The organism is Anthropogastromicrobium aceti (genome assembly GCF_020687335.1).
In the GTDB taxonomy this organism is placed as follows: Bacteria; Bacillota; Clostridia; order Lachnospirales; family Lachnospiraceae; genus Anthropogastromicrobium; species Anthropogastromicrobium aceti.
Map to the genome: position 1 here is coordinate 1 of NZ_JAJEQN010000037.1, position 21,357 is coordinate 21,357.

20 protein-coding genes, 2 pseudogenes and 1 riboswitch are annotated in these 21,357 nt (G+C 42.3%); of the genes and pseudogenes, 5 read left to right on the top strand and 17 right to left on the bottom strand.

The annotated features are described in order from the left end of the window. The 14 genes and pseudogenes from LKD48_RS12620 to LKD48_RS12685 all read right to left on the bottom strand — a co-directional run. Positions 1 to 559: pseudogene (locus LKD48_RS12620) on the bottom strand (hypothetical protein); the annotation flags it as partial. A gap of 19 nt (positions 560 to 578) precedes the next feature. Then, on the bottom strand, positions 579 to 1,175 hold the full coding sequence (locus LKD48_RS12625; protein ID WP_308732173.1) for a thiamine phosphate synthase: 597 nt from the start codon (positions 1,173 to 1,175) through the stop codon (positions 579 to 581). Next, complete coding sequence (gene thiH / locus LKD48_RS12630) at positions 1,168 to 2,427, bottom strand: 2-iminoacetate synthase ThiH (RefSeq protein ID WP_308732174.1); 1,260 nt, start codon at positions 2,425 to 2,427, stop codon at positions 1,168 to 1,170. The genes LKD48_RS12625 and thiH overlap by 8 nt, the downstream gene beginning before the upstream one ends. A gap of 12 nt (positions 2,428 to 2,439) precedes the next feature. After that, positions 2,440 to 3,204: a thiazole synthase gene (locus tag LKD48_RS12635; RefSeq protein ID WP_118613973.1), complete on the bottom strand. Its 765-nt coding sequence runs from the start codon at positions 3,202 to 3,204 to the stop codon at positions 2,440 to 2,442. A gap of 40 nt (positions 3,205 to 3,244) precedes the next feature. Beyond that, a complete protein-coding gene (gene thiF, locus LKD48_RS12640) occupies positions 3,245 to 3,898 on the bottom strand; it encodes a sulfur carrier protein ThiS adenylyltransferase ThiF (protein WP_308732175.1) in 654 nt (217 codons plus the stop codon). A gap of 4 nt (positions 3,899 to 3,902) precedes the next feature. Beyond that, entirely contained in the window at positions 3,903 to 4,097 is a 195-nt protein-coding gene (gene thiS / locus LKD48_RS12645) for a sulfur carrier protein ThiS (RefSeq protein WP_118613975.1), read from the bottom strand. A 164-nt stretch (positions 4,098 to 4,261) separates the two neighbouring features. Further along, positions 4,262 to 4,369, bottom strand: a riboswitch (TPP riboswitch). A gap of 11 nt (positions 4,370 to 4,380) precedes the next feature. Beyond that, positions 4,381 to 4,710, bottom strand: a pseudogene (locus LKD48_RS12650) (AI-2E family transporter); the annotation flags it as partial. 327 nt (positions 4,711 to 5,037) lie between these two features. Continuing rightward, a complete protein-coding gene (locus LKD48_RS12655) occupies positions 5,038 to 7,038 on the bottom strand; it encodes a heavy metal translocating P-type ATPase (protein WP_331466859.1) in 2,001 nt (666 codons plus the stop codon). A 92-nt stretch (positions 7,039 to 7,130) separates the two neighbouring features. Further along, positions 7,131 to 7,349 (bottom strand): cation transporter, encoded by a 219-nt coding sequence (locus LKD48_RS12660; protein ID WP_308732176.1) that lies wholly within the window; start codon positions 7,347 to 7,349, stop codon positions 7,131 to 7,133. Positions 7,350 to 7,739: 390 nt separating this feature from the next. Further along, a complete protein-coding gene (locus tag LKD48_RS12665) occupies positions 7,740 to 8,657 on the bottom strand; it encodes a radical SAM mobile pair protein B (protein ID WP_308732177.1) in 918 nt (305 codons plus the stop codon). After that, positions 8,645 to 9,334: a radical SAM mobile pair protein A gene (locus LKD48_RS12670; protein WP_308732178.1), complete on the bottom strand. Its 690-nt coding sequence runs from the start codon at positions 9,332 to 9,334 to the stop codon at positions 8,645 to 8,647. The genes LKD48_RS12665 and LKD48_RS12670 overlap by 13 nt, the downstream gene beginning before the upstream one ends. A gap of 313 nt (positions 9,335 to 9,647) precedes the next feature. Further along, positions 9,648 to 10,484 carry an SIR2 family NAD-dependent protein deacylase gene (locus tag LKD48_RS12675; RefSeq protein WP_308732179.1) on the bottom strand — a complete coding sequence of 279 codons (837 nt, stop codon included), beginning with the start codon at positions 10,482 to 10,484 and terminating at the stop codon, positions 9,648 to 9,650. A 16-nt stretch (positions 10,485 to 10,500) separates the two neighbouring features. Continuing rightward, the gene (locus LKD48_RS12680) at positions 10,501 to 11,382 is read right to left on the bottom strand and encodes an SIR2 family NAD-dependent protein deacylase (protein WP_308732180.1); all 882 of its coding nucleotides are present in this window, start codon (positions 11,380 to 11,382) and stop codon (positions 10,501 to 10,503) included. After that, on the bottom strand, positions 11,379 to 12,359 hold the full coding sequence (locus tag LKD48_RS12685) for an SIR2 family NAD-dependent protein deacylase (RefSeq protein ID WP_308732181.1): 981 nt from the start codon (positions 12,357 to 12,359) through the stop codon (positions 11,379 to 11,381). Before LKD48_RS12685 ends, LKD48_RS12680 begins: the two co-directional genes overlap by 4 nt. A 126-nt stretch (positions 12,360 to 12,485) precedes the next feature. On the opposite strand from LKD48_RS12685, the gene LKD48_RS12690 reads away from it, so the two are divergent. The 3 genes from LKD48_RS12690 (at position 12,486) to LKD48_RS12700 (ending at position 14,550) form a co-directional block, all read left to right on the top strand. After that, entirely contained in the window at positions 12,486 to 12,920 is a 435-nt protein-coding gene (locus LKD48_RS12690; protein ID WP_308732182.1) for an Rrf2 family transcriptional regulator, read from the top strand. A gap of 351 nt (positions 12,921 to 13,271) precedes the next feature. After that, a complete protein-coding gene (locus tag LKD48_RS12695) occupies positions 13,272 to 13,478 on the top strand; it encodes a hypothetical protein (RefSeq protein ID WP_308732183.1) in 207 nt (68 codons plus the stop codon). Between the two features lie 73 nt (positions 13,479 to 13,551). Beyond that, the gene (locus LKD48_RS12700; protein WP_308732184.1) at positions 13,552 to 14,550 is read left to right on the top strand and encodes a helix-turn-helix domain-containing protein; all 999 of its coding nucleotides are present in this window, start codon (positions 13,552 to 13,554) and stop codon (positions 14,548 to 14,550) included. 152 nt (positions 14,551 to 14,702) lie between these two features. Here the strand turns inward: LKD48_RS12700 and LKD48_RS12705 are convergent, their stop codons facing one another. Then, on the bottom strand, positions 14,703 to 16,760 hold the full coding sequence (locus tag LKD48_RS12705; RefSeq protein WP_308732185.1) for an ATP-binding protein: 2,058 nt from the start codon (positions 16,758 to 16,760) through the stop codon (positions 14,703 to 14,705). Between the two features lie 152 nt (positions 16,761 to 16,912). On the opposite strand from LKD48_RS12705, the gene LKD48_RS12710 reads away from it, so the two are divergent. After that, positions 16,913 to 17,590 carry a helix-turn-helix domain-containing protein gene (locus tag LKD48_RS12710; RefSeq protein WP_308732186.1) on the top strand — a complete coding sequence of 226 codons (678 nt, stop codon included), beginning with the start codon at positions 16,913 to 16,915 and terminating at the stop codon, positions 17,588 to 17,590. Then, positions 17,587 to 18,552 carry an IS3 family transposase gene (locus LKD48_RS12715; RefSeq protein WP_308732187.1) on the top strand — a complete coding sequence of 322 codons (966 nt, stop codon included), beginning with the start codon at positions 17,587 to 17,589 and terminating at the stop codon, positions 18,550 to 18,552. The genes LKD48_RS12710 and LKD48_RS12715 overlap by 4 nt, the downstream gene beginning before the upstream one ends. Here LKD48_RS12715 and LKD48_RS12720 read toward each other — a convergent pair. Both LKD48_RS12720 and LKD48_RS12725 read right to left on the bottom strand, forming a co-directional pair. Continuing rightward, on the bottom strand, positions 18,531 to 19,643 hold the full coding sequence (locus LKD48_RS12720) for a 5-methyltetrahydropteroyltriglutamate--homocysteine S-methyltransferase (RefSeq protein ID WP_308732188.1): 1,113 nt from the start codon (positions 19,641 to 19,643) through the stop codon (positions 18,531 to 18,533). The two genes, LKD48_RS12715 and LKD48_RS12720, sit on opposite strands and share 22 nt — an antisense overlap. Positions 19,644 to 19,829: 186 nt before the next feature. Next, positions 19,830 to 21,050, bottom strand: coding sequence for an AI-2E family transporter (locus tag LKD48_RS12725; protein ID WP_308732189.1), 1,221 nt, complete (start codon positions 21,048 to 21,050; stop codon positions 19,830 to 19,832). Positions 21,051 to 21,357 lie beyond the last annotated feature (307 nt).

Below are 21,357 nucleotides of genomic sequence, written 5' to 3' on the forward strand. Positions count from 1 at the left end.
GTAAAGCAATACATCGAATCACAGCGTTCTGAAGAACATCAGGCCAAGAAAAACCAACAATTCCAGAAGAAAACCCTGTTGGAATGATGGTTGCGTTGTTTGTAATTGGCGCATTCATCCCTCGGACGTTCTTGCGAACGGCCTGGGTTTTCTGCGCTGAATCATTATAATCGGCTTCGCAAAATCCCATTAAAATCAGTCCATCCATATTCCACATGGAAGCAAACACCGGAATTTCACTGATATCAGCTGTCGTTTTTATCATCAAGAAATATCCTTTTTCATTTACCTCACGTGAAAGAGCATTTAATGATGACATCACAAAACCATCTTCTAAAACTCTGCCCTCATACTTTTCATGGTCATTGACCACTACTCCAATAATTCTTGAATTATTTCTTGCAAGCAAAATACCTGCCATATTCGGTATGTATCCCGATCTTTCAAGCTCTTGCTGAACACGTTTTATTGTTTCATCAGAAATTTTTTCAAAGGTTAAACGCGTAACCCGTAACAAAATCTGAGTTTGTTTTTTGTGATATTTTACTGCAGTTGACATGTCATGTTATGAAAGCACTTTACTGCAATGGTTTCGTTGTTTGCATAAATCCAGACATCATGCAGCAACCTGCAGCTCCCGCGTCTATGACAAGAGGCAGTCTTTGCAGATTCATTCCGCCTATAGCGTATACCGGAAGCGGACACTTTTGACATATTTCTCTTACAAACTCCACACCCTTGCCTAGAACACCTTTTTTACACTCTGTCTCAAAAATAGTTCCCAGAATAATCTGTGTAGCACCTCCTGCCATTGCAATTTCTACATCTTCCATGCTGTGGCATGAAATACTGATTTCACAAAAATCTTCTGTTAAAGCTTTCTTTTCTGTCTCTGATAATCCTTTTAGCACAGGAATAGACAGATGAATGTTTTGACATCCTATTTTTCGGGCAATTTCAATCTTAGTATGTAAAAAGAAAGTTATATCTTCTCTCTTGCATAAATCAAAAACTTTTTTTGCCAAACTTTCATAAGCATCATCTGTAAGATCTTTTTCTCTCAGAATCAATGCATGGGGACGCAGCTTTGTTACTTTTTCAAGTTGCTTCAGGAAGTCCCCCTGCACAAGATGACGGTTAGTAATTACAATAGTATGTTCGTAGCTGTTACACATAGAGGTAATCATTCAACACAGGCTGCAGACCTTCCTGTTCCATGTCCTGATACATGGATTCAAAAGAGCGGGAATCGTTAATTTCAAACTGCTCGTCTCCTACATCTGCATCTTTTGTTCCTTCATATTTTTCTTCATGATCACCTATACCTGTTGATACTCCTGCTGATACTTTTGTTGCACAAATTTTTGCAATACCATTTCTGAAATCAGCACTTTCACGACTAGATACTGTAATTCCAACAAAAGGAAGGAACATACGATATGCACATAATACCTGGCAGAGTTCTTTTTCGCCTACATCACGGGGATTGATCTTATCATTATTTACAATAGGACGCAGTCTTGGACAGCTTAGAGAAAGCTCTGCATGCGGATATTTACGGTTTATATAATAAACATGAAGCGCAGTCGCCAGTGCATCCTTCCTGAAATCATCAAGCCCCAGAAGGGCAGAAAATCCAGCGCCTCTCATGCCTCCCATCAATGCACGTTCCTGAGAATCAAAACGATACGGCCATACACGCTTATGTCCGAGCAAATGCAGTGTCTCATACTTATCTGCATTATAGGTTTCCTGAAAAACAGTTACATAATCTACGCCGCATTCATGAAGATACTTATACTCATCTACGTTTACCGGATAAATTTCAATTCCGATGTTTTTGAAATATTTCCGAGCAATTTTTACTGCCTCACCAATATATTCCACATCAGAATATTTCCGGCTTTCTCCTGTAAGCAGCAGTATCTCTTCCATTCCAGTTTTGGCTATAACCTGCATTTCATGCTCTATTTCTTGGAAATTTAATTTCTTTCTGCGAATATTGTTATAACAATTGAATCCACAGTAAATGCAGTAATTCTGACAATAATTGGCTATATAAAGTGGTGTAAAAATATAAACAGTGTTTCCAAAATGATTTTTTGTTATCTCTTCTGCTTTTCTTGCCATCTGCTCCAGATACGGTGCTGCAGCAGGTGACAAAAAAGCTTTAAAGTCTTCTATTGAACATGTCTCGTGAGAAAGTGCTCTCTCAATATCAGCTGCAGTGTAGGAATTGTAATCATACTCTCCCATGGCTTTTAACACTTTATCTTTAATGTCTGATTCGATTACCTGCATTCCATCCATGTATTTCATATGGTCAGCACGAAAAGAGGGATCCTGCTCCAATCGATGTTTTCTTTCCAATGCGGAAGGCGGCAGTTGATCACTGTCAATAAAATATACCTGATTTTCTTCATTCATGACTACAACCTCCTACCGTAAAAATCCTGTTAACGGATCTGATGCGCTTCCACCTCTTGCAAGAACTCTTCCCATTCCAGTAAGATATGCTTTTCTGCCAGCCTGAATTGCAAGCTTAAAAGCCTCTGCCATATTAGGTATATTCCCTGCTGTTGCAATTGCCGTATTTGCCATAATTGCTGCTGCTCCCATTTCCATTGCTTCACAAGCCTGAGATGGTTTTCCAATTCCTGCATCCACAATAACTGGCAGATCGATCTCATCAATAAGTACCTGAATCATGGCTTTTGTTGCCAGACCTTTATTGCTTCCAATAGGAGCAGCCAGCGGCATTACAGCAGCAGCTCCGGCGTTTTGCAGATCTCTTGCAACATTTAAATCAGGATTCATATACGGCAGAACTACAAATCCTTCCTTTGCCAAAATTTCTGTTGCTTTTATTGTTTCCTGATTATCTGGGAAAAGATATTTGGCATCTCGCATTATCTCTATCTTTACAAAATCACCACAGCCCATTGCACGGCTCAGTCTCGCAATACGAACTGCCTCCTCTGCATTTCGTGCACCAGAAGTATTTGGAAGCAGTGTGACACCCTTTGGAATATAATCCAAAATATTTTCACTTTCCTTGGTATTTGCACGTCTAAGAGCAAGTGTTATGATTTCCGCACCACCCTGCTCTACTGCTGCGTTAATCAGATTCAAATTATATTTTCCTGATCCCAGAATAAAACGACTTTTGAATTCTTTTCCACCTAATATCAGTTTATCTTCCATGTTTGTCTCCTCATTAAACTTTTATTTTTAAGTTTTTATTTCATGCTTCCATAATAAGCTGTATCACTTTATTGGCTTCATGTGCAGCGCAAGCTGCTACTCTCGGAGCCATAAGACCAATTCCCTCACCTACATCTGTATGCTGATCTCCGCACACATAAAGGTGTCTCATTTTTCTGCTCGTCTGTATTTCATTGATATCTCCATATCCAGCCATTCCATTTCCCGATACAACTGTAGTATTGGGACACTGAGTAAGTACTTCCCTTACCAGCATTGCTTTCTGATCTGATGCGTCAAAAGCTTCACATACAATTGGATATTGCGAAAACAACTCGTGTACATTTCGCTCTGTTACTTTCACAGAACATGACTGATAATTACTATATGGATTAATCTGATATAATATTTCAGGCAGTGCCTGAGCTTTTGGTTTTCCAATATGCTGAATATAGTACATCTGTCTATTCAGATTTGTCACATCTACCACATCATAATCTACAAGTAAAAGCTGACCTACCCCACTTCTTGCAAGCATAACTGCAATATTGGAGCCAAGTCCGCCAAGTCCTGCTATGGCAACCTTTGCATTATGCAGCTTTACCTGCATCTCTTTTGGAAACCTTGCATCAAAAGCTTTATCCAATTCGTCTTTTGAAATAAGTTTCTGCATCTCTTTCTGCATTTCAGTCATTATATCAGCCTCCACCAACAAAACTCAGTACTTCAATGGAATCATTTTCCTGAATCACCACATTTTCTAACTGATCTCGCGGAATGATTTCCAGATTTCGTTCTACCACAATCTTTTCCAGTTGGTATCCAGCATCTTTTAAGTATTCCAAGAGATTGATTCCTGCAAGTGCCTTATCTTCTCCATTTATCCTTACCATATGGCTTATCTCCTTTCTTATATTCGGCACCTTTATTAGCAAATTAAAAACAAAAAAAGCGCCGAATGATACAATACAAGTATCATCCGGCGCCTAGTCTGTTCTGCGAAAAGTGGTGCCCCCAGTTCACAAAAAAACAGAGAGCAAAACACACACAACATTATTGTGCAAGACATGTATTTCCCTACGTTGGCATTATCCAAATCAGGTTTCAGGTCAAGACTACCAAGTCTACTCTCAGCCCATCTATTTGAGCTCCCTATTTAGGCATATCATATCGCATTTATTTTGTTTTGTAAAGTATTTCTTCTTCTGTATATTCCTCTATTTCTGTCTTTGTCACCTGCTTGATATTTTGTTTTTTCAGGCGCAGATATACAAATTCTCGAAAAATAGTGTATAACACTGACAACAGCGGAATGAAAACAAGCATTCCAACTATTCCCATAAGATTTCCACCAATCGTAACTGCCGCCAAAACCCATATTGAAGGAAGACCTACAGATTCACCAACAACATGAGGATATATCAGATTTCCCTCAATCTGCTGCAGCACAAGAAATACTATTACGAATAAAATTGCCTGTTGTGGGTTTACCATAAAGATTAAAAATTTTCTTTCTGAAAAAGAATATAGCAGGCAAAAGAGAACGCAATGAAAAAGGTCGCTACTCCACTGACTAGGGAACCCACTATTGTCCGTGTAAGCTGCAGAATCACACCGAACATCACCAATGCGATCACACCAACTACTAATCACAAACGTATACACGTCTTTCACAAAGTGCTTTTTCTTCTATATCTTACTATCTTTTTCTTGATTTTTATTTTTTGTTGCTCCGCAACTTGAGCAGGTATATCCGGTTGTCACTGTCTCATCCCATGCATCCTGCTTCCATATGAATCGGAATCCCTCCATTCCTTGCGATTTTCCAAACCCTTAAAGATTCTTTACAAATAGCGCTCGAATGGCATTGAGAACGGCAATAATCATTACGCCTACATCTGCAAATACCGCCAGCCACATACTTGCCAGCCCCAAGGCTACCAAGACGAGGCAGATCAGCTTAATACCAATAGCAAAAACGATGTTCTGGTAGACAATTCCCAGACACTTACGACTGATCTTAATCGCCTTGGAAATCTGCATGGGGTCATCATCCATTAGGATTACATCAGCAGCCTCAATGGCGGCGTCAGAACCCATGGCACCCATTGCGATACCGATGTCTGCCCGGCGGAGTACCGGGGCGTCGTTGATGCCATCTCCTACGAAAGTCAGCTTTTCCTTTTCCGATTTGATCTGAATCATCTCTTCTACTTTCTCTACCTTATCAGCAGGCAGCAGTTCGCTGTAGACCTCATCCAAGCCAAGAGCGGAGGCTACACTGTCAGCCACCTTTTGGGCATCACCGGTGAGCATCACAGTCTTGCGAACCCCAGCCGACTTTAATGCCTGGATGGCTTCCTTGGAGTGAGGCTTCACGATATCGGAAATAACAATGTGTCCGGCATATTTCCCGTCAACCGCCATGTGAATGATGGTGCCTACGCTGTGGCACGGAATAGATTGAACGCCAAGACGATTCATGAGCTTGTCGTTACCAGCTGCCACCTGATGACCGTCCACCGTTGCGATGACACCGTTGCCGCTGAGTTCCTGAATGTCAGTCACCCGGCTACGGTCGATTTCCATACCGTAGGCTTTCTGCAAACTCTTGCTGATGGGGTGGCTAGAGGCACTTTCTGCCAGAGCAGCATATTCCACCAACTTACGCTTATCCATCTCATTGTGATGGATCGCATTCACCTCAAATACACCCTGAGTCAGTGTGCCGGTCTTGTCAAAAACTACAATCTTAGCCTGTGACAGGGTCTCCAGATAGTTGGAACCTTTGACCAGCACACCAGCCTTACTGGCTCCGCCAATTCCTGCAAAGAAGGACAGAGGAATGGAAATGACCAGAGCGCATGGGCAGCTGGCAACAAGGAAGGTCAGTGCCCGGTATACCCAGGTTTCCCAGCCAGCTGGAAGACCCAATGCAAACATCCGCACCAGCGGCGGAAGCACAGCCAACGCTAACGCTGCATAGCAAACAGCCGGGGTATAAATTTTCGCAAAACGGGAGATAAAATCCTCCGACTTCGATTTTCGGGAGGAAGCATTTTCCACCAAGTCCAAGATTTTTGAGACCGTAGACTCACCAAATTCCTTGGTAGTCTGTATATGAAGCAGTCCGGTCATGTTAATGCAGCCAGAGATGATCTCATCGCCAGTCTTGACCTCACGAGGCAAACTTTCGCCGGTGAGGGCGGCAGTGTTCAGAGTGGATTCTCCCTGCACCACGGTACCGTCAATGGGAACTTTCTCGCCAGGCTGTACCACGATGATGGTGCCGATACCCACCTCGTCTGGGTCTACTTGTTCGAGCTTGCCATCCCGTTCAATGTTAGCGTAGTCTGGACGGATGTCCATGAGTTCGCTTATGTTGCGGCGAGATTTGCCAACAGCATAGGACTGGAACCATTCGCCTACCTGATAGAACAGCATAACTGCAATGGATTCCAGATAATCACCGTTTTCGTAGACAGCCAGAGCCAAAGCACCAATGGTGGCAACCGCCATCAAGAAGTTCTCGTCAAAGACCTGGCCATTGCGGATACCTTTATACGCTTTTCTCAGAATATCATAACCAATAATGAGATAGTCTACCAAATACAGCGCCAATCGTACCCAGCGCCCGGCTGCCCCAAGCTGGTCAAAAATGGTGGAACCCAAAGTTTGTAACACCAACAGTAATACCGTGGCAGTCAGGATTCTTCCCAACATGATTTTCTGTTTCTTTGTCATGCCGCTGTTGGGCCGCTGGCCAATCAATAGAAGAATAATTGATAATATGGCTACCACAATCAGCAAGCTGCTTTCAATCATTTCTTGCATACCACTTGTTCCTTTCTATAATTTGCTTATTTATTTGTTAAAAAATGCCCCTTCCGCCCGTAGCGTCTGGGGCACCTGTGTGGAATGGAGCCTTACAGAAAGATCTCGCAGTCAGGCTCCACCTTCTTGCAAGCCTTCTGCACAGCATCCATCACGCTGGCCGACTCCTGACCTTCAGCGAATTCCACAATCATCTTCTGGGTCATGAAGTTCACAGTAGCGCTCTGTACGCCGCTGGTCTTGCGGGCTGCGTTCTCCATCAGGTTGGCGCAATTAGCGCAGTCTACTTCGATCTTATAAGTTTTTTTCATTTTGAAAACTCCTCTCTTAATTTGTTCCTGTTGTCATAACAATTAAATTGTTGTTTAATTGTATCCTCATCATACTTAGTTAAACTGACTTTGTCAACGCTTTGAAAGCACATCCTGCCATTTGGGAAAAGGGTTCTTCTGTTTGGGCAAAATGCATCTTTTATCGGCACATTCCAGTACCTTGATAAGGGCAACCAGAACACTTTCCCTTTTCGAAAACAATTATTTAATCGTTCCGTCTGCATTGTAGAGTGGGGAAAATCGAAAAGCAATGGACGGAGTACAAATCCTTTCAGGAAGGATAAGAAAACTTCTAAATAGGTAAACAGTGCTAAAAAAGGTCCTGACATTGAAGCACAGCTCCATGTCAGAACCCATTTATTTCACAAATTATTTTTTGGTGTTGCGTCGCCCGCTGTTTTCCGAGCCACGCACTTCCTCATGGTAAAAGTAATTCACAATGACCGGGTGCCCAGGCTCTGCCCGGCCGTAGGGCAGCTCGTTGTCCACGAAGGGACAGCTGTTTTCTTTCGCCAGCCGTTCCGCTTGATCCTCCAAACCACGGAAGTAGCTTCTGTCTCTCTTGTTGTAGATAGCGTCGTACAGCGGAACCAAGTCAGGATATTTTTTACAAATATAGTCCATGATGTCTTTTTTGAATCCGCCTCGCAGGTTTAGATTTTCTAACCATATCAGGTCGCATTGATTTCTGACCCGATGGAAGATAGCCTCAAAATCCGTGATACCCGGAAAGACAGGGGCAATAAAGCAGACGGTGCGAATGCCCGCATCATAGATCTGCTTCATGGCATCCAGCCGTCGCTTGATGCTGACGGCATCGTCCATATCATTTTTAAAGCCTTCATCCAATGTATTGATCGACCAAGAGATCGTGACCTTTCCCAATTTTTTCAGAAGGTCTATGTCACGGATTACCAAGTCTGACTTGGTACAGATGAGAATTTCTGCCTCACTGCCCTGGAGCTGTTCAAGAAGCTTTCGGGTGTTCTGAAACTGAGCCTCCTGGGGCAGATAGCCATCGGTCACAGAACCGATGACTACGCGCTGCCCTTTGTACTTTTGCGGATTTTTGATTGCTGGCCAATGTTTCACATCCAGGAATGTACCCCACGGTTCGGTGTGCCCGGTAAATCGCTTCATAAACGAGGCATAGCAGTATTTGCAGCCATGGGTACAGCCCACATAAGGATTGACGGAATAGCCTCCCACCGGCAGGGCGGATTTTGTCATAATATTTTTGGTTTCTACATCCTTAATCAGAATGCTACTCTCTTTTACTTTCGACATGTCTTCTGTTCCTCCAATACCCGGCAAAAAGCCGGGGGAAATTCTTGTATCATCTGTGTCTCTCCCATGATAGGAAGCAGATCTTCCTTCATAAATACAGGGATGCCAAGCGCATGGGCCTGATGTGTCAGGTTCCACACCCATTCCGGTTTCGATACGCCTTTGCCCTTCCTATGTCCGGTCTCAGTCCCAATGACGATCCACTCAATTCCGGTAAGGTCTACCATGCCAACCTCATCAAACATAGGTTCAAAGGTCACATGATAGTGTCCGCCATGGATATGCTCCCGCAAAGTCCGGATACGGTTTTTCTCTTTGCTGGAGGTAACAGTTACACCAAACCAAGCATTCTCCAGGGTAGTGGAAAACACAATATCCTCCGGTCGCTTGGTCAAAAACAGATATTGGTGCTGCGGATTTTCAGTCATTTTGGCAAATATCTGTTCCCGCCACTCTGTCTTCCAGTGGGAAAAATCGCTCATGCCGATGAGCAGAAAATTCTGTTGGCGCTTTTTCTCCATCAGCCGCAGCTTATTTGGAAAAAACTCTGGCTTTTCAAAGTCGTCGATCATGTGAAACCGGCGGACATTATTTCTGGCGTAGCAGTAGCTGCAACCAATAGTACAGCCGATCACCAGATTCATGTTCTTAATACAGTCTTTAATATAAACAGCCACCGCTGACGCCTCCTTACCATTTTAAGATTTAGCCTTCTACCGCAGGTGTAACTTTCCCGAAGCTGTTCCAGGCATACAGGCCCTTCTTGTCCTCATCGCCCAGGAACTTATCTACCTGGCAGATGTGCAGGATATGGTCTCCCGTACCTGCTTACCGGTGTGAGACTGTTTGCCAGTGGCGAAGCCCACCATAGGCGGATTGAAGGAGAGGTAAGACACAAAGCAAATAATTCCCCCAAGGATAACTGACGCGCCATGGGGCCAATCACCTGCCAAGCAACCGTATAGTCATTTTGAACCTGCTCCGAAATCGTCATGCCTCGCACGCCTCCCGGAGAGCAGGCAACAACTCATCCAGTCGCCCGTCCAGTCCGAAGGACTTCTCTTTGATATTGTCCGCAATGTAGATCTCACCCAGATTGATGGTCACATAAGTGGCGTTTGGCTCGCTGGCCACCAGGCGCATCATCGGGGCCTTGATTAACTGATTGTGCCAGCCAATGCCCAGCTCCAAAACCACCAGTTTCTTCCCGTGGTAGGTTTTCAGAAAGTTTTGGAACCGTGCCTGGGCTGCGGTATCTGGAATCATTCTCTGACCCGCGCCCATGTGGATGTCCATGGGACCTCCGCACTTGGGACAGCGCGGCACCAACTCTGTAGGTACATGGCCGCCCTGTTCGGCAGCCGATAATTTTTCGGCCACCTCTAAACTTGAATAGAGGGTGTCGTGGCAGGGGCGGGCACACTGCATCGTAAACCAATTGCCCTCAATCTCATAAATTTTCGTCGGATCGAAGCCACACAGTTCAAAGTGACCTTCTCCGTTTGATGTGACGACAAAGTAATCTTTCTCTCCCACAATGGCCTTCAAATCGTTCATCACCGGCGTAGGCTGGTACTGCCCACAGTAATGATGGATGAGCCGGGTCCAGAAGGCCCATTTTTCCTCCTCGCTGGGCCATCCAGCCATCATGCCCTGCAAAATGCACCCAAGACCATACTTCCGTTTAAAGTCCCCAAACAGTCTTTCAAAGGCTGCATTGTCCGCAAACAAATGCAGTCCTTCGGTGATGGACAGTCCGTTACTGGCCCCGATCAAGATAGCATCCGCTTCTTTGAATTTTTTCGCAATAGAGTTCCAATCAATCATATTCGTTCGCCCCTTTCTATTTTATGTTTGCTGCGATGGATCGCTCCTGCCGGAGGGCAGCTAGAGTTTCCGCCAAATCTCCTTGCAAATACAGGCTGCGTCCCCGCAGATGCTCTGGCCTATGAGATGCCTCTCGATTAAGACATGCATAAAAGACATTTTCGTTTTTGGCAGTAAGTTCCCAGAATGGTAGTTTGATGATACTGGGCGTCATCTCACCCACGCCAAGTTCCAACAGCAGGACTTTTTTGTCGGTCTGATCCATTATCCAGCGTCGCAGGAATCTATAGTAGCGGTGCAGGTTATCCTGCCATAAGGTTCCCTCCAGGAAGGTATCGTCTCGTACCCAGGGCACCAGCACCCGCCCGCAATCCAGGCAACGAGGAACAGCCTCCTCCGGCAGGCGAACGCCTACCAAGTAACCCGTCAGTTTCTTCACTAGTTCGCTGTTTTCCCAAATATCATCCAGGCATGGCTGGCTGCATTGGCAGTAGCTAAAGTCTCCCTGGAAGGCGCAAATTTGTTTCTTGGGAAATACCCGAAAAAACTGCTGATCCACATTAGTGGTCAGCACAAAGACAGATTTATCTGCAACAAGCGCTTGCAGGTCTAGATAGGGCTTCCCAGTAGGGGCTTCCCACATAAAGCGTATATATTGGCTGTAATACCCCCACTGTTCCCCATAGCTAGAAAAGCAATGGTAGAATCCAGCCAGCGGGGAGGTGAATCCATACTGTTCGCGAAAGGGAGCCAATGCCTCCGAAAGTGCCGGGGACCAATGGTAGTGGTCGTATCCAGCCGCGCTTGACAGGCCGGAGCCGCCTCCGATCACAACGGCATCTGCTTGATCAATACGCTCGGCAAGTTCCCGAAGCTTTGCTTGGTTTCCATCTCTCATTGATCGTTATCTCCACTTTCCATGGTGTCACGTGCATCACGTAGCACTTGAGCAATGTCGGCCACAATAGTCATACCCTTGTCCTCCAACTGCTTGGGCAGGAAGTCATATTTGTTGTTGATAGCAATATATCGAGCATGGGGAAATCTGAGGGTCAGGTTCCAGAAAGGCTCCTGGATGAACATTGGAGTCATTCGGCCAACGCCCAGCTCCAGGAATAGAATCTTACTGTCTTTGTGTTCCAGTACATAGCGAGAAATTTTTTCGTACTGTTCTTCGTATTTCTTTCCTTGAAGGAAATTCCCATATCCTCGCACCCAAGGAAACGCCTCACCACCGCAGTGGGGGCACCTGGGAATAAGATCCGTTGGAATCTTCGTGCCATCTCCCATAGCGGCCACCATATCAGCCACTGGCTTTACCGCATCCCAGGTGTCATCGGTACAGCTAGCGGCACACTGGAAGAACCGGTGATCTCCCTGGATTTCCGCCACCTTCTCCTCCGGGTAGAGTTTGACAAACTGGGTATCCTGGTTGGTGGTGAGGATGAAAAAGTCCTTACCTTTCAGCAAAGCGTCTAAATCCAGATAGGGATGACGTACAGGTGCGGTCTGGGTGGTGTGAAGGAAGGTAGCAAGATACCCCCAATACTCTTCTCGGGTCTCCCATTGGTGCATCATCCCTGCAAAAGCACCTTTGAATTGGTACTTCTCAGCAAAAGGCCGGAAGTATTTCCGGTAGGAGTCGTTGTCCTCGTAATAAAAATCTCCGCCACCGGCAGCAGACAGGCCGGAGGCTCCGCCCACTACCACACAGTCAGCTTCCTTTACCTCCTGTATCAACCGATTGATCTGTTCGCTATACGGCAGCGGCTTTTTGTCAGTCAGCTGATAAGGCGTACTGCCGGAAGCATAGATATTATAGTACTTAGAATAATTCATCTGGGTCTGCATGACCAAATCATCATAGAAGTTCATTGTCACCATTCCTTTCAAGTGGATGTTATTTTTATTCTTACTTCAAATCATTTTAACATCCTCTTGCGTTGCTGTCAATATGCTGTTATAATAAAAATAACATCAGACAAAAAAGGAGATCAGATCATGAAATATCCCACCCGCCTTAGCGATGCTGTTCATATTCTAGCTTTTATCGCTTTGTACCCAGACTGCGACCTGACCAGTAACAAGCTGGCAGAGAGCATTCAGACGAATCCTGCCTATGTGCGCCAGCTCATGTCCGCCTTGCGGAAGGGAGGGCTGCTGGTCAGCGTGAAGGGACATCCCCGACCCACTCTGGCTCGTGAGCCGGAGAAAATTACTCTGCTGGATGCCTATCGGGCAGTAGAGGGCAACAAGCCACTGCTCCATCAGGACATCCACACCAACCCCGCTTGTGGCGTGGGCGTGAACATTCAACTGACACTGCGTGATTTTTACCTTGACATCCAGAATACAGCGGAAAAACGGATGCAAGAGATTACGCTGAAAGATGTGCTGGAACAATATCACATGAAATTAGAAGGGATTCACACATGAATGAACAATCAGAACGAGATCTGTACGCCCTTGGCATGGAAGATTTCAACCAACTGTTGGAAAAGCTAACTACATAATAATAGACAATGGGCCAGCCAAATCTAAATGGTCGGCCCTAAATAAATTAAGGAGGAAACTAATATGAAACTTGGCATTATTCGTTGTATGCAGACAGAGGATTACCTGTCCTTTTGCTAAGCGTATACGGGAGCTGGTGCAAAAAGAGGTAGGCGATGGTATCCGTATCTTGGATTACACCCATGACGCTGGTCCTGAACCAAAAACATCTCAGAAGTAAAGTTTCTTTTCCCTCCGGCCTATGGTAAGATAGACTTCAAGGAGGAGTGCTAAATGATTCAGAACCACTTACTCCACGACCACGGACAAACTATCGAGCAGGAACTGGAACATATGCCCAGCGTAGAAAACTTTCAAACCGTAGCTGATATTTTCAAGCAACTGGGGGATGGCAGCCGTATTCGCATTTTTTGGTTGCTTTGCCACTGTGAGGAATGTGCTATCAGTCTTTCGGCCATGGTAGATATGATCAGACCCTAAATTTCCATCACATGATTGAGTGGCTTGTAAAAATCGCCTGTCCGGCGCAAATAGAAACACAGAAAGGAATGCCATGAAAAAAGAAGAATCCAAAGTTATCGCTCAAAAACTCCAAAAAATTCCAAACGACACTCTCGCCTTGAAGCATTGCCGGGCTGGTGGGACGGGTAGCACACTCTTTGGAAAACAGTTTCGAACGGTTACCGCTGGAAAAGGGTGTATGGAGGCATATGAAACTTTTCCCGGAATAGAGGTATCTTTCAATGTTTTTCTTGCTTCAGAGGTCAAGTTTCAGCATGATGCTTCGGATTCTGTTTTAGAAATTTACTATTGTCGCAGTGGTCGCGTGGGTTGGAATATGCAAGGCGGTACTGCCGTCTATTTAGGTGCAGGTGATGTGACTGCGCACAGTATGGCCTGCTGCGCGAATTCCGCCATGATGTTTCCCCTAGGATATTCAGAGGGGATTTCCATTTCCGTGGATCTAAAACAGCTCTCTTCCATTTGCCCGGAAGTTTTAAAGAATGCCGGTGTAGAGGCAAACCTGTTACGGGATCGATTTTGCTCCGGAAAGCCATCCGCAATCCCGTCCTGTTCCGATTTAGAGCATATTTTTGCCCCACTCTTTTCTGCTCCTGTGTCCGTTCGAATTTCCCTCTTGAAATTGAAGGTGCTGGAAATTTTGATTTATTTGAGCAACATGAAATTGGAGCATAAAGAACTGACTCAATACTTCTCCCAGCAAACCGAATTGATAAAAGAAATTCATCAACAATTGACAGAGCACTTAGATCAACGATTTACGATTGCAGAACTTTCCAAACAGTATTTGATAAATACCTCTACTCTAAAGGAGATATTCAAGGCAGTCTACGGCCAGCCTATCGCCACCTATATGAAGGAATTTCGGGTGCGTCAGGCTATGAAATTATTGCGGGAAACAAATGCCACTATTGCGGATATTGCTTCCCAGGTAGGCTACCAAACCCAGGGAAAGTTTTCAAGCGCTTTTCAGTCTATAGTCAAAATGTCACCCAGAGAATACAGAAAAATCCAGGGTATACAGAAATAATTCAAGCAAAGTTCAGGAGACTATAAAAATGACAAAGGACAAATATTTAACAACAGTCATAAAAACAACTATCATTTTGTTCAAACAAACTCGATGCTCCATTTCCCCTGTTCTCCCACCTACCAATTCTCGTATTCTTCTTGTCGCTTCACTTATTCTGCATTCAAAATATTATGCAGGACTTTTCTTACCTTTTTCATATCTATCGGCTTTGATATATGTCCATTCATTCCCAAATCCAATGCAAGTTTGCGATCTTCTGCAAATACATTTGCCGTCATCGCAATAATTGGAATTTGAGCTTTCTTATCATTTTCCATCTGCCTTATTTTTACAGTTGCTTCATAGCCATTTACATTAGGCATCTGAATATCCATAAGAATCAGATCGTAATAGCCTTCTTCTGCCTGATCAAGCATATCAAAGCATTCCTGACCATCAGTGGCAAGCTCCACGAAAAAGCCTTCTTCCTGCAATAGCTCTATTGCAATTTCAGCATTCAGCTCATTGTCCTCTGCAAGCAAAATCCTCTTGCCTCTGAAAACAGCCATATTAGGCTGTTTTTCTTGTTCTTTATATACATCTTCCTTCGATGCTATTTCTAACGAAAGTGTTACCGTAAACTTTGTACCCACTTCTTGACTGCTCTCTGCCTTAATGTTTCCGCCCATCAATTCAATAAGTGATTTCACAATCGGAAGACCAAGGCCTGTACCTACAACTTTATTCTCCGTTGATGTATGCTCTCTGGAAAATTCTTCAAATATATGAGGAAGATATTCTTCACTCATTCCTATTCCTGTATCTTCGCAAATAAAACAATATTGTGCCATTTTATCATCTGATGCAACCTCTTTGATTGTCACATGAATTGACTTTCCATTCGGCGTATATTTGACTGCATTACTTACGATATTCAAATAAATTTCCTGAAGCTTTGTTTTATCACAGATGGCATACTTATGGCAGATATCAGTATCGATTAAATACTGAAGATTCTTTTTTCTTATATCTGATTCAAATACGCTGCTAACATCGTGAAAAATGGCACTTAAATCTTCTGCCTTTAGCCTTAACGTGGCCGTTCCGCTTTCAATGCGCGCCATCTCCAAAACCTGATTTATAATCGTCATCATAAGCGCACTAGAAGATTGAATTTTTTTCAGATATTCTTTAGCCTTCTCTTCATTTTGAAGATTTTTCTCCAAAAGACCTGAAAATCCAATTATTGCATTCATCGGTGTGCGAATATCATGACTCATATTAAATAAAAATCTCGTCTTAGCTTCATTTGCATTTTTTGCCAGTTCCGCTGATCGCTGCAGCTGCTCTGCATACTGCTTCTCTTGATTGTTTTTACTAATAACCTGATAAAAAATAGCAGCAATTAACATAGACAAAACCAATATTGTGAGGATAATTGAAAACCAATAAGATATTGTTATCCATCCGGCAGACGGCTCTATATCAAAGTACCATACTTCATTTGGAATACTGCACTCTAATGTCAGACAATCTTTTGAAAGCTTTTCTTTGTTTTGCGCCAACACAATATGTTCACCTGTACTTTTGTCTTTTGTCCAGATTTTATAATAAAATGAAGCTTCACTCAACTTCTCAAGCTTTAATTCACTTATAAAACGATCCCAATCTATTACTGTAATCACAAAGCCCCAAAATGTACCATCTTCGCCCTCATCTGACTGATAAACTGGATTTAAAAGCAATGCACCCATTCCACCCTGTTTCAATTCATAGGGACCTCCAAGTGTATATTCTTTTGTTTCTTTAGCCAAATTGGCATCAAAACTTCGCTCATGCTCGGTAAGCACATCAATCCCAAATGCTTTCTCATTGCCCTGTTTAGGATAAACATCTGTAATGATCCCATCTGGTGCTAGCTCAAATGCTTTTATTATACCATTTTCATTCGGAATAACACTTGCTAGATTTGAGAAAGTTTCTTCATCCAGTTGATATCCTGTTTGAATAATATTTTCCACTAAATCTGAACTAACTACATATTGCTCTAACTGCGCTTTAATTCGCCTTACAGTACTTTGTGCCATATAGGCTGCTCCTGATTTTTCTTCTTTTTCCATATAGCCAAGGATCATGCATCCAACAAGAAACAGAAGCATAAAAGAAATTAGTCCAACAACACAGCTATATTTTATTATTCTTTTTTTGGCAGTACTGTATTTTTCCATTGCTGTTACTCCCTTTGATTTTATTATACAAGTATATCACGTCTATCACTCGAAAAACAAGGTTTTATTGCAAAGAAAAAACCACCAAAGATTGATATGATACCTCTTAAGTAGACAAGGCAAATAACAAAAATCTACTTAGGAGGTTTTTTATGTCTAAATCATCATATACACCTGAGTTTAGGGCTAAGATTGCGCAGGAGTATTTGAATGGCAACTGTTCCAGAAAAGATTTATCTAAAAAATATAATATACCAGAATCCACAATTAGAGATTGGATAAATGTTTATAAAACTCATGGTATAAATGCATTTATTAATACAAATGAGAATAAGCAATATACGAAAGATTTCAAAATCCAATGTGTTGAAGCTGTATTAAAAGGAGAATCTTCTGTACTTGACGTTGTTTCACAGTATCAAATATCAAGTTCACATATGTTACGGGAATGGATTTCGTTGTATAATGCTAATAGAGAACTTAAGGATTATATTCCGAAAAGGGAGGTCTATATGGCAGACGCACGAAGAAAAACAACCATTGAAGAACGTAAGGAAATCGTAGATTACTGTATTAATCACAACCGTGACTATAAAGGAACTGCAAGCATTTATAATGTCTCATACAGTCAAGTTTATTCCTGGGTAAAGAAGTATGATGTACAGGGGGACGATGGATTAACAGATAGGCGAGGACGCCACAAAACAGATGAAGAAGTCAACGAATTAGAACGCCTTCGGAGAGAAAATATCCGATTAAAACGACAACTTCAAGAAAAGGATATGTTAAACGAACTGTTAAAAAAAGTACAAGAACTCGAAAGGATGTGAGGCTCGGGAAACTTCGCTATGATTCAAAATTTATAGCAATAAAGTTTTTCTATGAAACAAAGAACTGGAGTATTAATTGGATGTGCAAACAGCTTGAAATATCAAGGGCTGCTTACTATAAGTGGTTGCACCGCGAGATACCGAAAAAGGAAGCAGAAAATATGAAGCTAGCAGAATTTATAAAGGAGTATGATGAGCGTTTCAATCATATTTTGGGATACAGAAGAATGACCTCTTGGATTAATCACTTCAACCATACTGATTATAAACCGAAACGAGTACATAGAATCATGAAGAAGCTGGGAATTCATTCTGTAATCAGAAAGAAAAAGAAGAAATATACTTCATCAGCACCAGAGTCTATAGCAGAAAATAAGCTGGGCAGAGATTTTTATGCATGTGCTCCCAATGAAAAGTGGGCTACAGATGTAACTGAGTTTAAGGTTCTAGACGAGAGCAAAAAACTGTATCTGAGTGTAATTCTTGATTTATACGACCGATATCCGGTTGCATATGTTATCAGTCCCCGAAACGACAACAAACTTGTATTTAAAACCTTTGATAAAGCGCTTGCTACCAATCCGGAGGCGAAACCACTCTTTCACAGTGACAGAGGATTCCAATACACCAGCAAAGTATTTCAAAAGAAACTCAAGGAACACGAGATGGAACAATCAATGTCACGAGTTGGTCGCTGTATAGATAATGGCCCCACAGAAGGTTTTTGGGGAATTATAAATACAGAAATGTATCAGATGTATGAAATAACCAATGAAGAGTCATTGAGATTTGCGATAACGGATTATATAAGATTTTATAGTGAAGAACGACCGCACATTTTGTACGGTCGTTCTTCAGCACCTCATTTTAGATATTTAACTTGTCTACTTGACAGGGGGCATATCAGATCATATCAATCATCTCCGATGGCTTTAATTCTTTATTCGCCCCAAACTTCTTGAGCAATTTCTTTTACAAGTGCAAGCTTTGCCCATTGCTGCTTTTCAGTAAGCTTATTTCCAATTTCACAAGAAGCAAAACCACACTGTGGACTTAAATACAGGCGCTCAAGCGGCACATATTTTGCTGCCTCGTGAATACGGTTAATTACTTCCTGTTTATCTTCAAGCTTTGGTGACTTTGTTGTAATCAAGCCCAAAACTACTTTTTTATCACCTGATACCTTCTGTAAACATTCAAAACCACCAGAACGTTCATCATCAAATTCTAGATAATAGGCATTTACATTTTCCTTTGCGAAAAGTGTCTCTGCTACACTATCATATGCACCGCTGCTTGCATATGTAGAATGGAAATTTCCTCTACATACATGTGTATTAATCACAAGATCCTTTGGAGCGCCCTCAATTGCCTTATTGTTAACATCAAGCAGCTGTTCTTTAATTTTCTCAAGACCTGCCTTTGTTGTTCCAAAAAGTACTGGTGCACTTGAATCAACAACCATTCCCCAAGAACAGTCGTCAAGCTGAAGATTTCTACATCCCGCTGCGTAAATGTCTTTGATAAATGCACGATATCCTTTTACAATATCTTCTGCTACCTGTTTTTGTGTGTCATAATACTTTGAAGTATTTTCCCATGCAAATGGCATGATCATCTGCTCCAAAAACTGTGCTGGTGCCGGAATAGTCAACTTTGCAACTGTATTTTCATCCTCAAATTGCTTCACAAATTCAAAATGACGCAGAAACGAATGATTGTTATTGTAGGAAATCTTTCCTGTCAGGTATGTATCATCTATCATAGCTGCCTCACCATGAAATGGCAATCCTGTTTTTGTCTTGGTGTGACCAACTCCGTTGAACTCCCAAAAGAAATCTAAATGCCATGTTGCGCGGCGAAATTCCCCATCTGTGATTACATGGTAACCTGCTGTTTTTTGTTTTGCAATCAAATCTTCAATGCAGGCATCCTCAACTTTTACCAGCTCTTGCTTTGAGATGGTTCCAGCCTCAAACTGTTTTCTTGCTTCTTTTAAAGAAAGCGGACGCAAAAAGCTTCCTACAAAATCATAGCGAAATGGTGTATTCATGGCAATCCTCCTGTATTTTATAATAAAACTCTATTATTGTTCTTAACGCTGCTATCATACAGGATTTTTTATCATTTGTATAATACCTTAATTCACTGCTAATCATAGTTTCAAACTATAATAAACTAATCATTAGTGCACAGTCTTGTTTGTTTAGGATGTCTGCCTGTGTAAAGAAAAGGTATATTACAGTTTGCTTTTTTCTGTTTCTTCTATATCTTCATCTTCCTCTTTTGTATATTCCTCTATTTCTGTCTTTGTCACCTGCTTGATATTTTGTTTTTTCAGACGCAGATATACAAATTCCCGAAAAATAGTGTAGAGCACTGACAACAGCGGAATAAAAACAAGCATTCCAACTATTCCCATAAGATTTCCACCAATCGTAACTGCCGCCAGAACCCATATTGAAGGAAGACCTACAGATTCACCAACAACATGAGGATATATCAGATTTCCCTCAATCTGCTGCAGCACAAGAAATACTATTACGAATAAAATTGCTTGTTGTGGGTTTACCATGAAAATTAAAAAGCTTCCTACTGCACATCCGATGAAAGCTCCAAAAATAGGAATTAATGCCGTAAACGCAATTAAAATTCCAATCAAAAGTGCATATGGCATCTTCAAAATACTTAACGTAACAACAAACATACTTCCTAGAATCACAGCTTCTAGACACTGGCCTGCAAGAAAGTTTGCAAATGTCCGATAAGTTAGAGAACATACTTTAAGAAAAGTGTCTGCTTTTTGTCTTGGAAGAAAAGCAAAAAATACTTTTCTGATCTGTATATGCAGCTTTTCTTTCTGAAAAAGAATATAGCAAGCAAAAGAGAACGCAATGAAAAAGGTCGCTACCCCACTGACTATGGAACCCACTGCTGACATTGTCGTATTCATCATATTTCCCGCACCGTTTCCGAGAAGGCTTATTCCCCACTTAATCGCCTGATCTGGATCAAACTCTATTTGATCTACCAGATTCATAATTTCCTGATTATTATGGAAAAATTCTCCAATCCAACTTTGCATCTGCGGAATAAAATCATTAATGCTCGTCACCAACGTTCCCATTGTCCGTGTAAGCTGCGGAATCACACCGAACATCACCAATGCGATCACACCAACTACTAATACAATAGTAAGAATCAAGCTTATCGGTCTTTTCAATTTTCTAACTATCTTATTTTTCTTTTTTACATTTTCAAAAATTTTCTTTTCCAAAAAGCTCATTGGTACATTGGTAAGAAATGCGATTGCTCCACCAAGCACAAACGGAAATATAATATCCCATATTGTTTTTAGCACACCAAGTACCACATCAAACTTCCACAAGGCGACCACAAGAAGTGCCGTAAACACAATGAGCTCCCGGATTTTTTTAATAGACATTTTACTTAGATCCATTATTTTTCCTCCTTCTGATAAAAAAAGAAACCTTTATTGCATGACAAAACATGCAATAAAAGTCTCACCAGTTCCTTGCAGTGCCGGATGTCTCCACCGTACTGACGGCACTGCAAACGTATATTTTAAAACGCAGGTTACTCCCCTTTATTAGAGGTGATTGTACAATAAAATCTGTATATTTGTCAAGCACCTTCAAACGTATACACGAATGCAAGCGCTTCCCGTGCTCCTGTAGCAAAATTGTAGCCCAACGCACTGTGTACTGGTCAGGTTCTGTTTGACCGCTTCAAATACATTCAATAGG

Coding starts and splice junctions, on each gene's coding strand:
- LKD48_RS12675 (WP_308732179.1), bottom strand. CDS start 10,484: ATGATTGATTGGAACTCTATTGCGAAAAAATTCAAAGAAGCGGATGCT.
- thiS (WP_118613975.1), bottom strand. CDS start 4,097: ATGGTAAGGATAAATGGAGAAGATAAGGCACTTGCAGGAATCAATCTC.
- LKD48_RS12690 (WP_308732182.1), top strand. CDS start 12,486: ATGAAATATCCCACCCGCCTTAGCGATGCTGTTCATATTCTAGCTTTT.
- thiF (WP_308732175.1), bottom strand. CDS start 3,898: ATGACTGAAATGCAGAAAGAGATGCAGAAACTTATTTCAAAAGACGAA.
- LKD48_RS12665 (WP_308732177.1), bottom strand. CDS start 8,657: ATGTCGAAAGTAAAAGAGAGTAGCATTCTGATTAAGGATGTAGAAACC.
- LKD48_RS12720 (WP_308732188.1), bottom strand. CDS start 19,643: ATGAATACACCATTTCGCTATGATTTTGTAGGAAGCTTTTTGCGTCCG.
- LKD48_RS12725 (WP_308732189.1), bottom strand. CDS start 21,050: ATGGATCTAAGTAAAATGTCTATTAAAAAAATCCGGGAGCTCATTGTG.
- LKD48_RS12705 (WP_308732185.1), bottom strand. CDS start 16,760: ATGGAAAAATACAGTACTGCCAAAAAAAGAATAATAAAATATAGCTGT.
- LKD48_RS12685 (WP_308732181.1), bottom strand. CDS start 12,359: ATGAACTTCTATGATGATTTGGTCATGCAGACCCAGATGAATTATTCT.
- LKD48_RS12655 (WP_331466859.1), bottom strand. CDS start 7,038: ATGCAAGAAATGATTGAAAGCAGCTTGCTGATTGTGGTAGCCATATTA.
- LKD48_RS12635 (WP_118613973.1), bottom strand. CDS start 3,204: ATGGAAGATAAACTGATATTAGGTGGAAAAGAATTCAAAAGTCGTTTT.
- thiH (WP_308732174.1), bottom strand. CDS start 2,427: ATGAATGAAGAAAATCAGGTATATTTTATTGACAGTGATCAACTGCCG.
- LKD48_RS12680 (WP_308732180.1), bottom strand. CDS start 11,382: ATGAGAGATGGAAACCAAGCAAAGCTTCGGGAACTTGCCGAGCGTATT.
- LKD48_RS12695 (WP_308732183.1), top strand. CDS start 13,272: ATGATTCAGAACCACTTACTCCACGACCACGGACAAACTATCGAGCAG.
- LKD48_RS12710 (WP_308732186.1), top strand. CDS start 16,913: ATGTCTAAATCATCATATACACCTGAGTTTAGGGCTAAGATTGCGCAG.
- LKD48_RS12700 (WP_308732184.1), top strand. CDS start 13,552: ATGAAAAAAGAAGAATCCAAAGTTATCGCTCAAAAACTCCAAAAAATT.
- LKD48_RS12625 (WP_308732173.1), bottom strand. CDS start 1,175: ATGTGTAACAGCTACGAACATACTATTGTAATTACTAACCGTCATCTT.
- LKD48_RS12660 (WP_308732176.1), bottom strand. CDS start 7,349: ATGAAAAAAACTTATAAGATCGAAGTAGACTGCGCTAATTGCGCCAAC.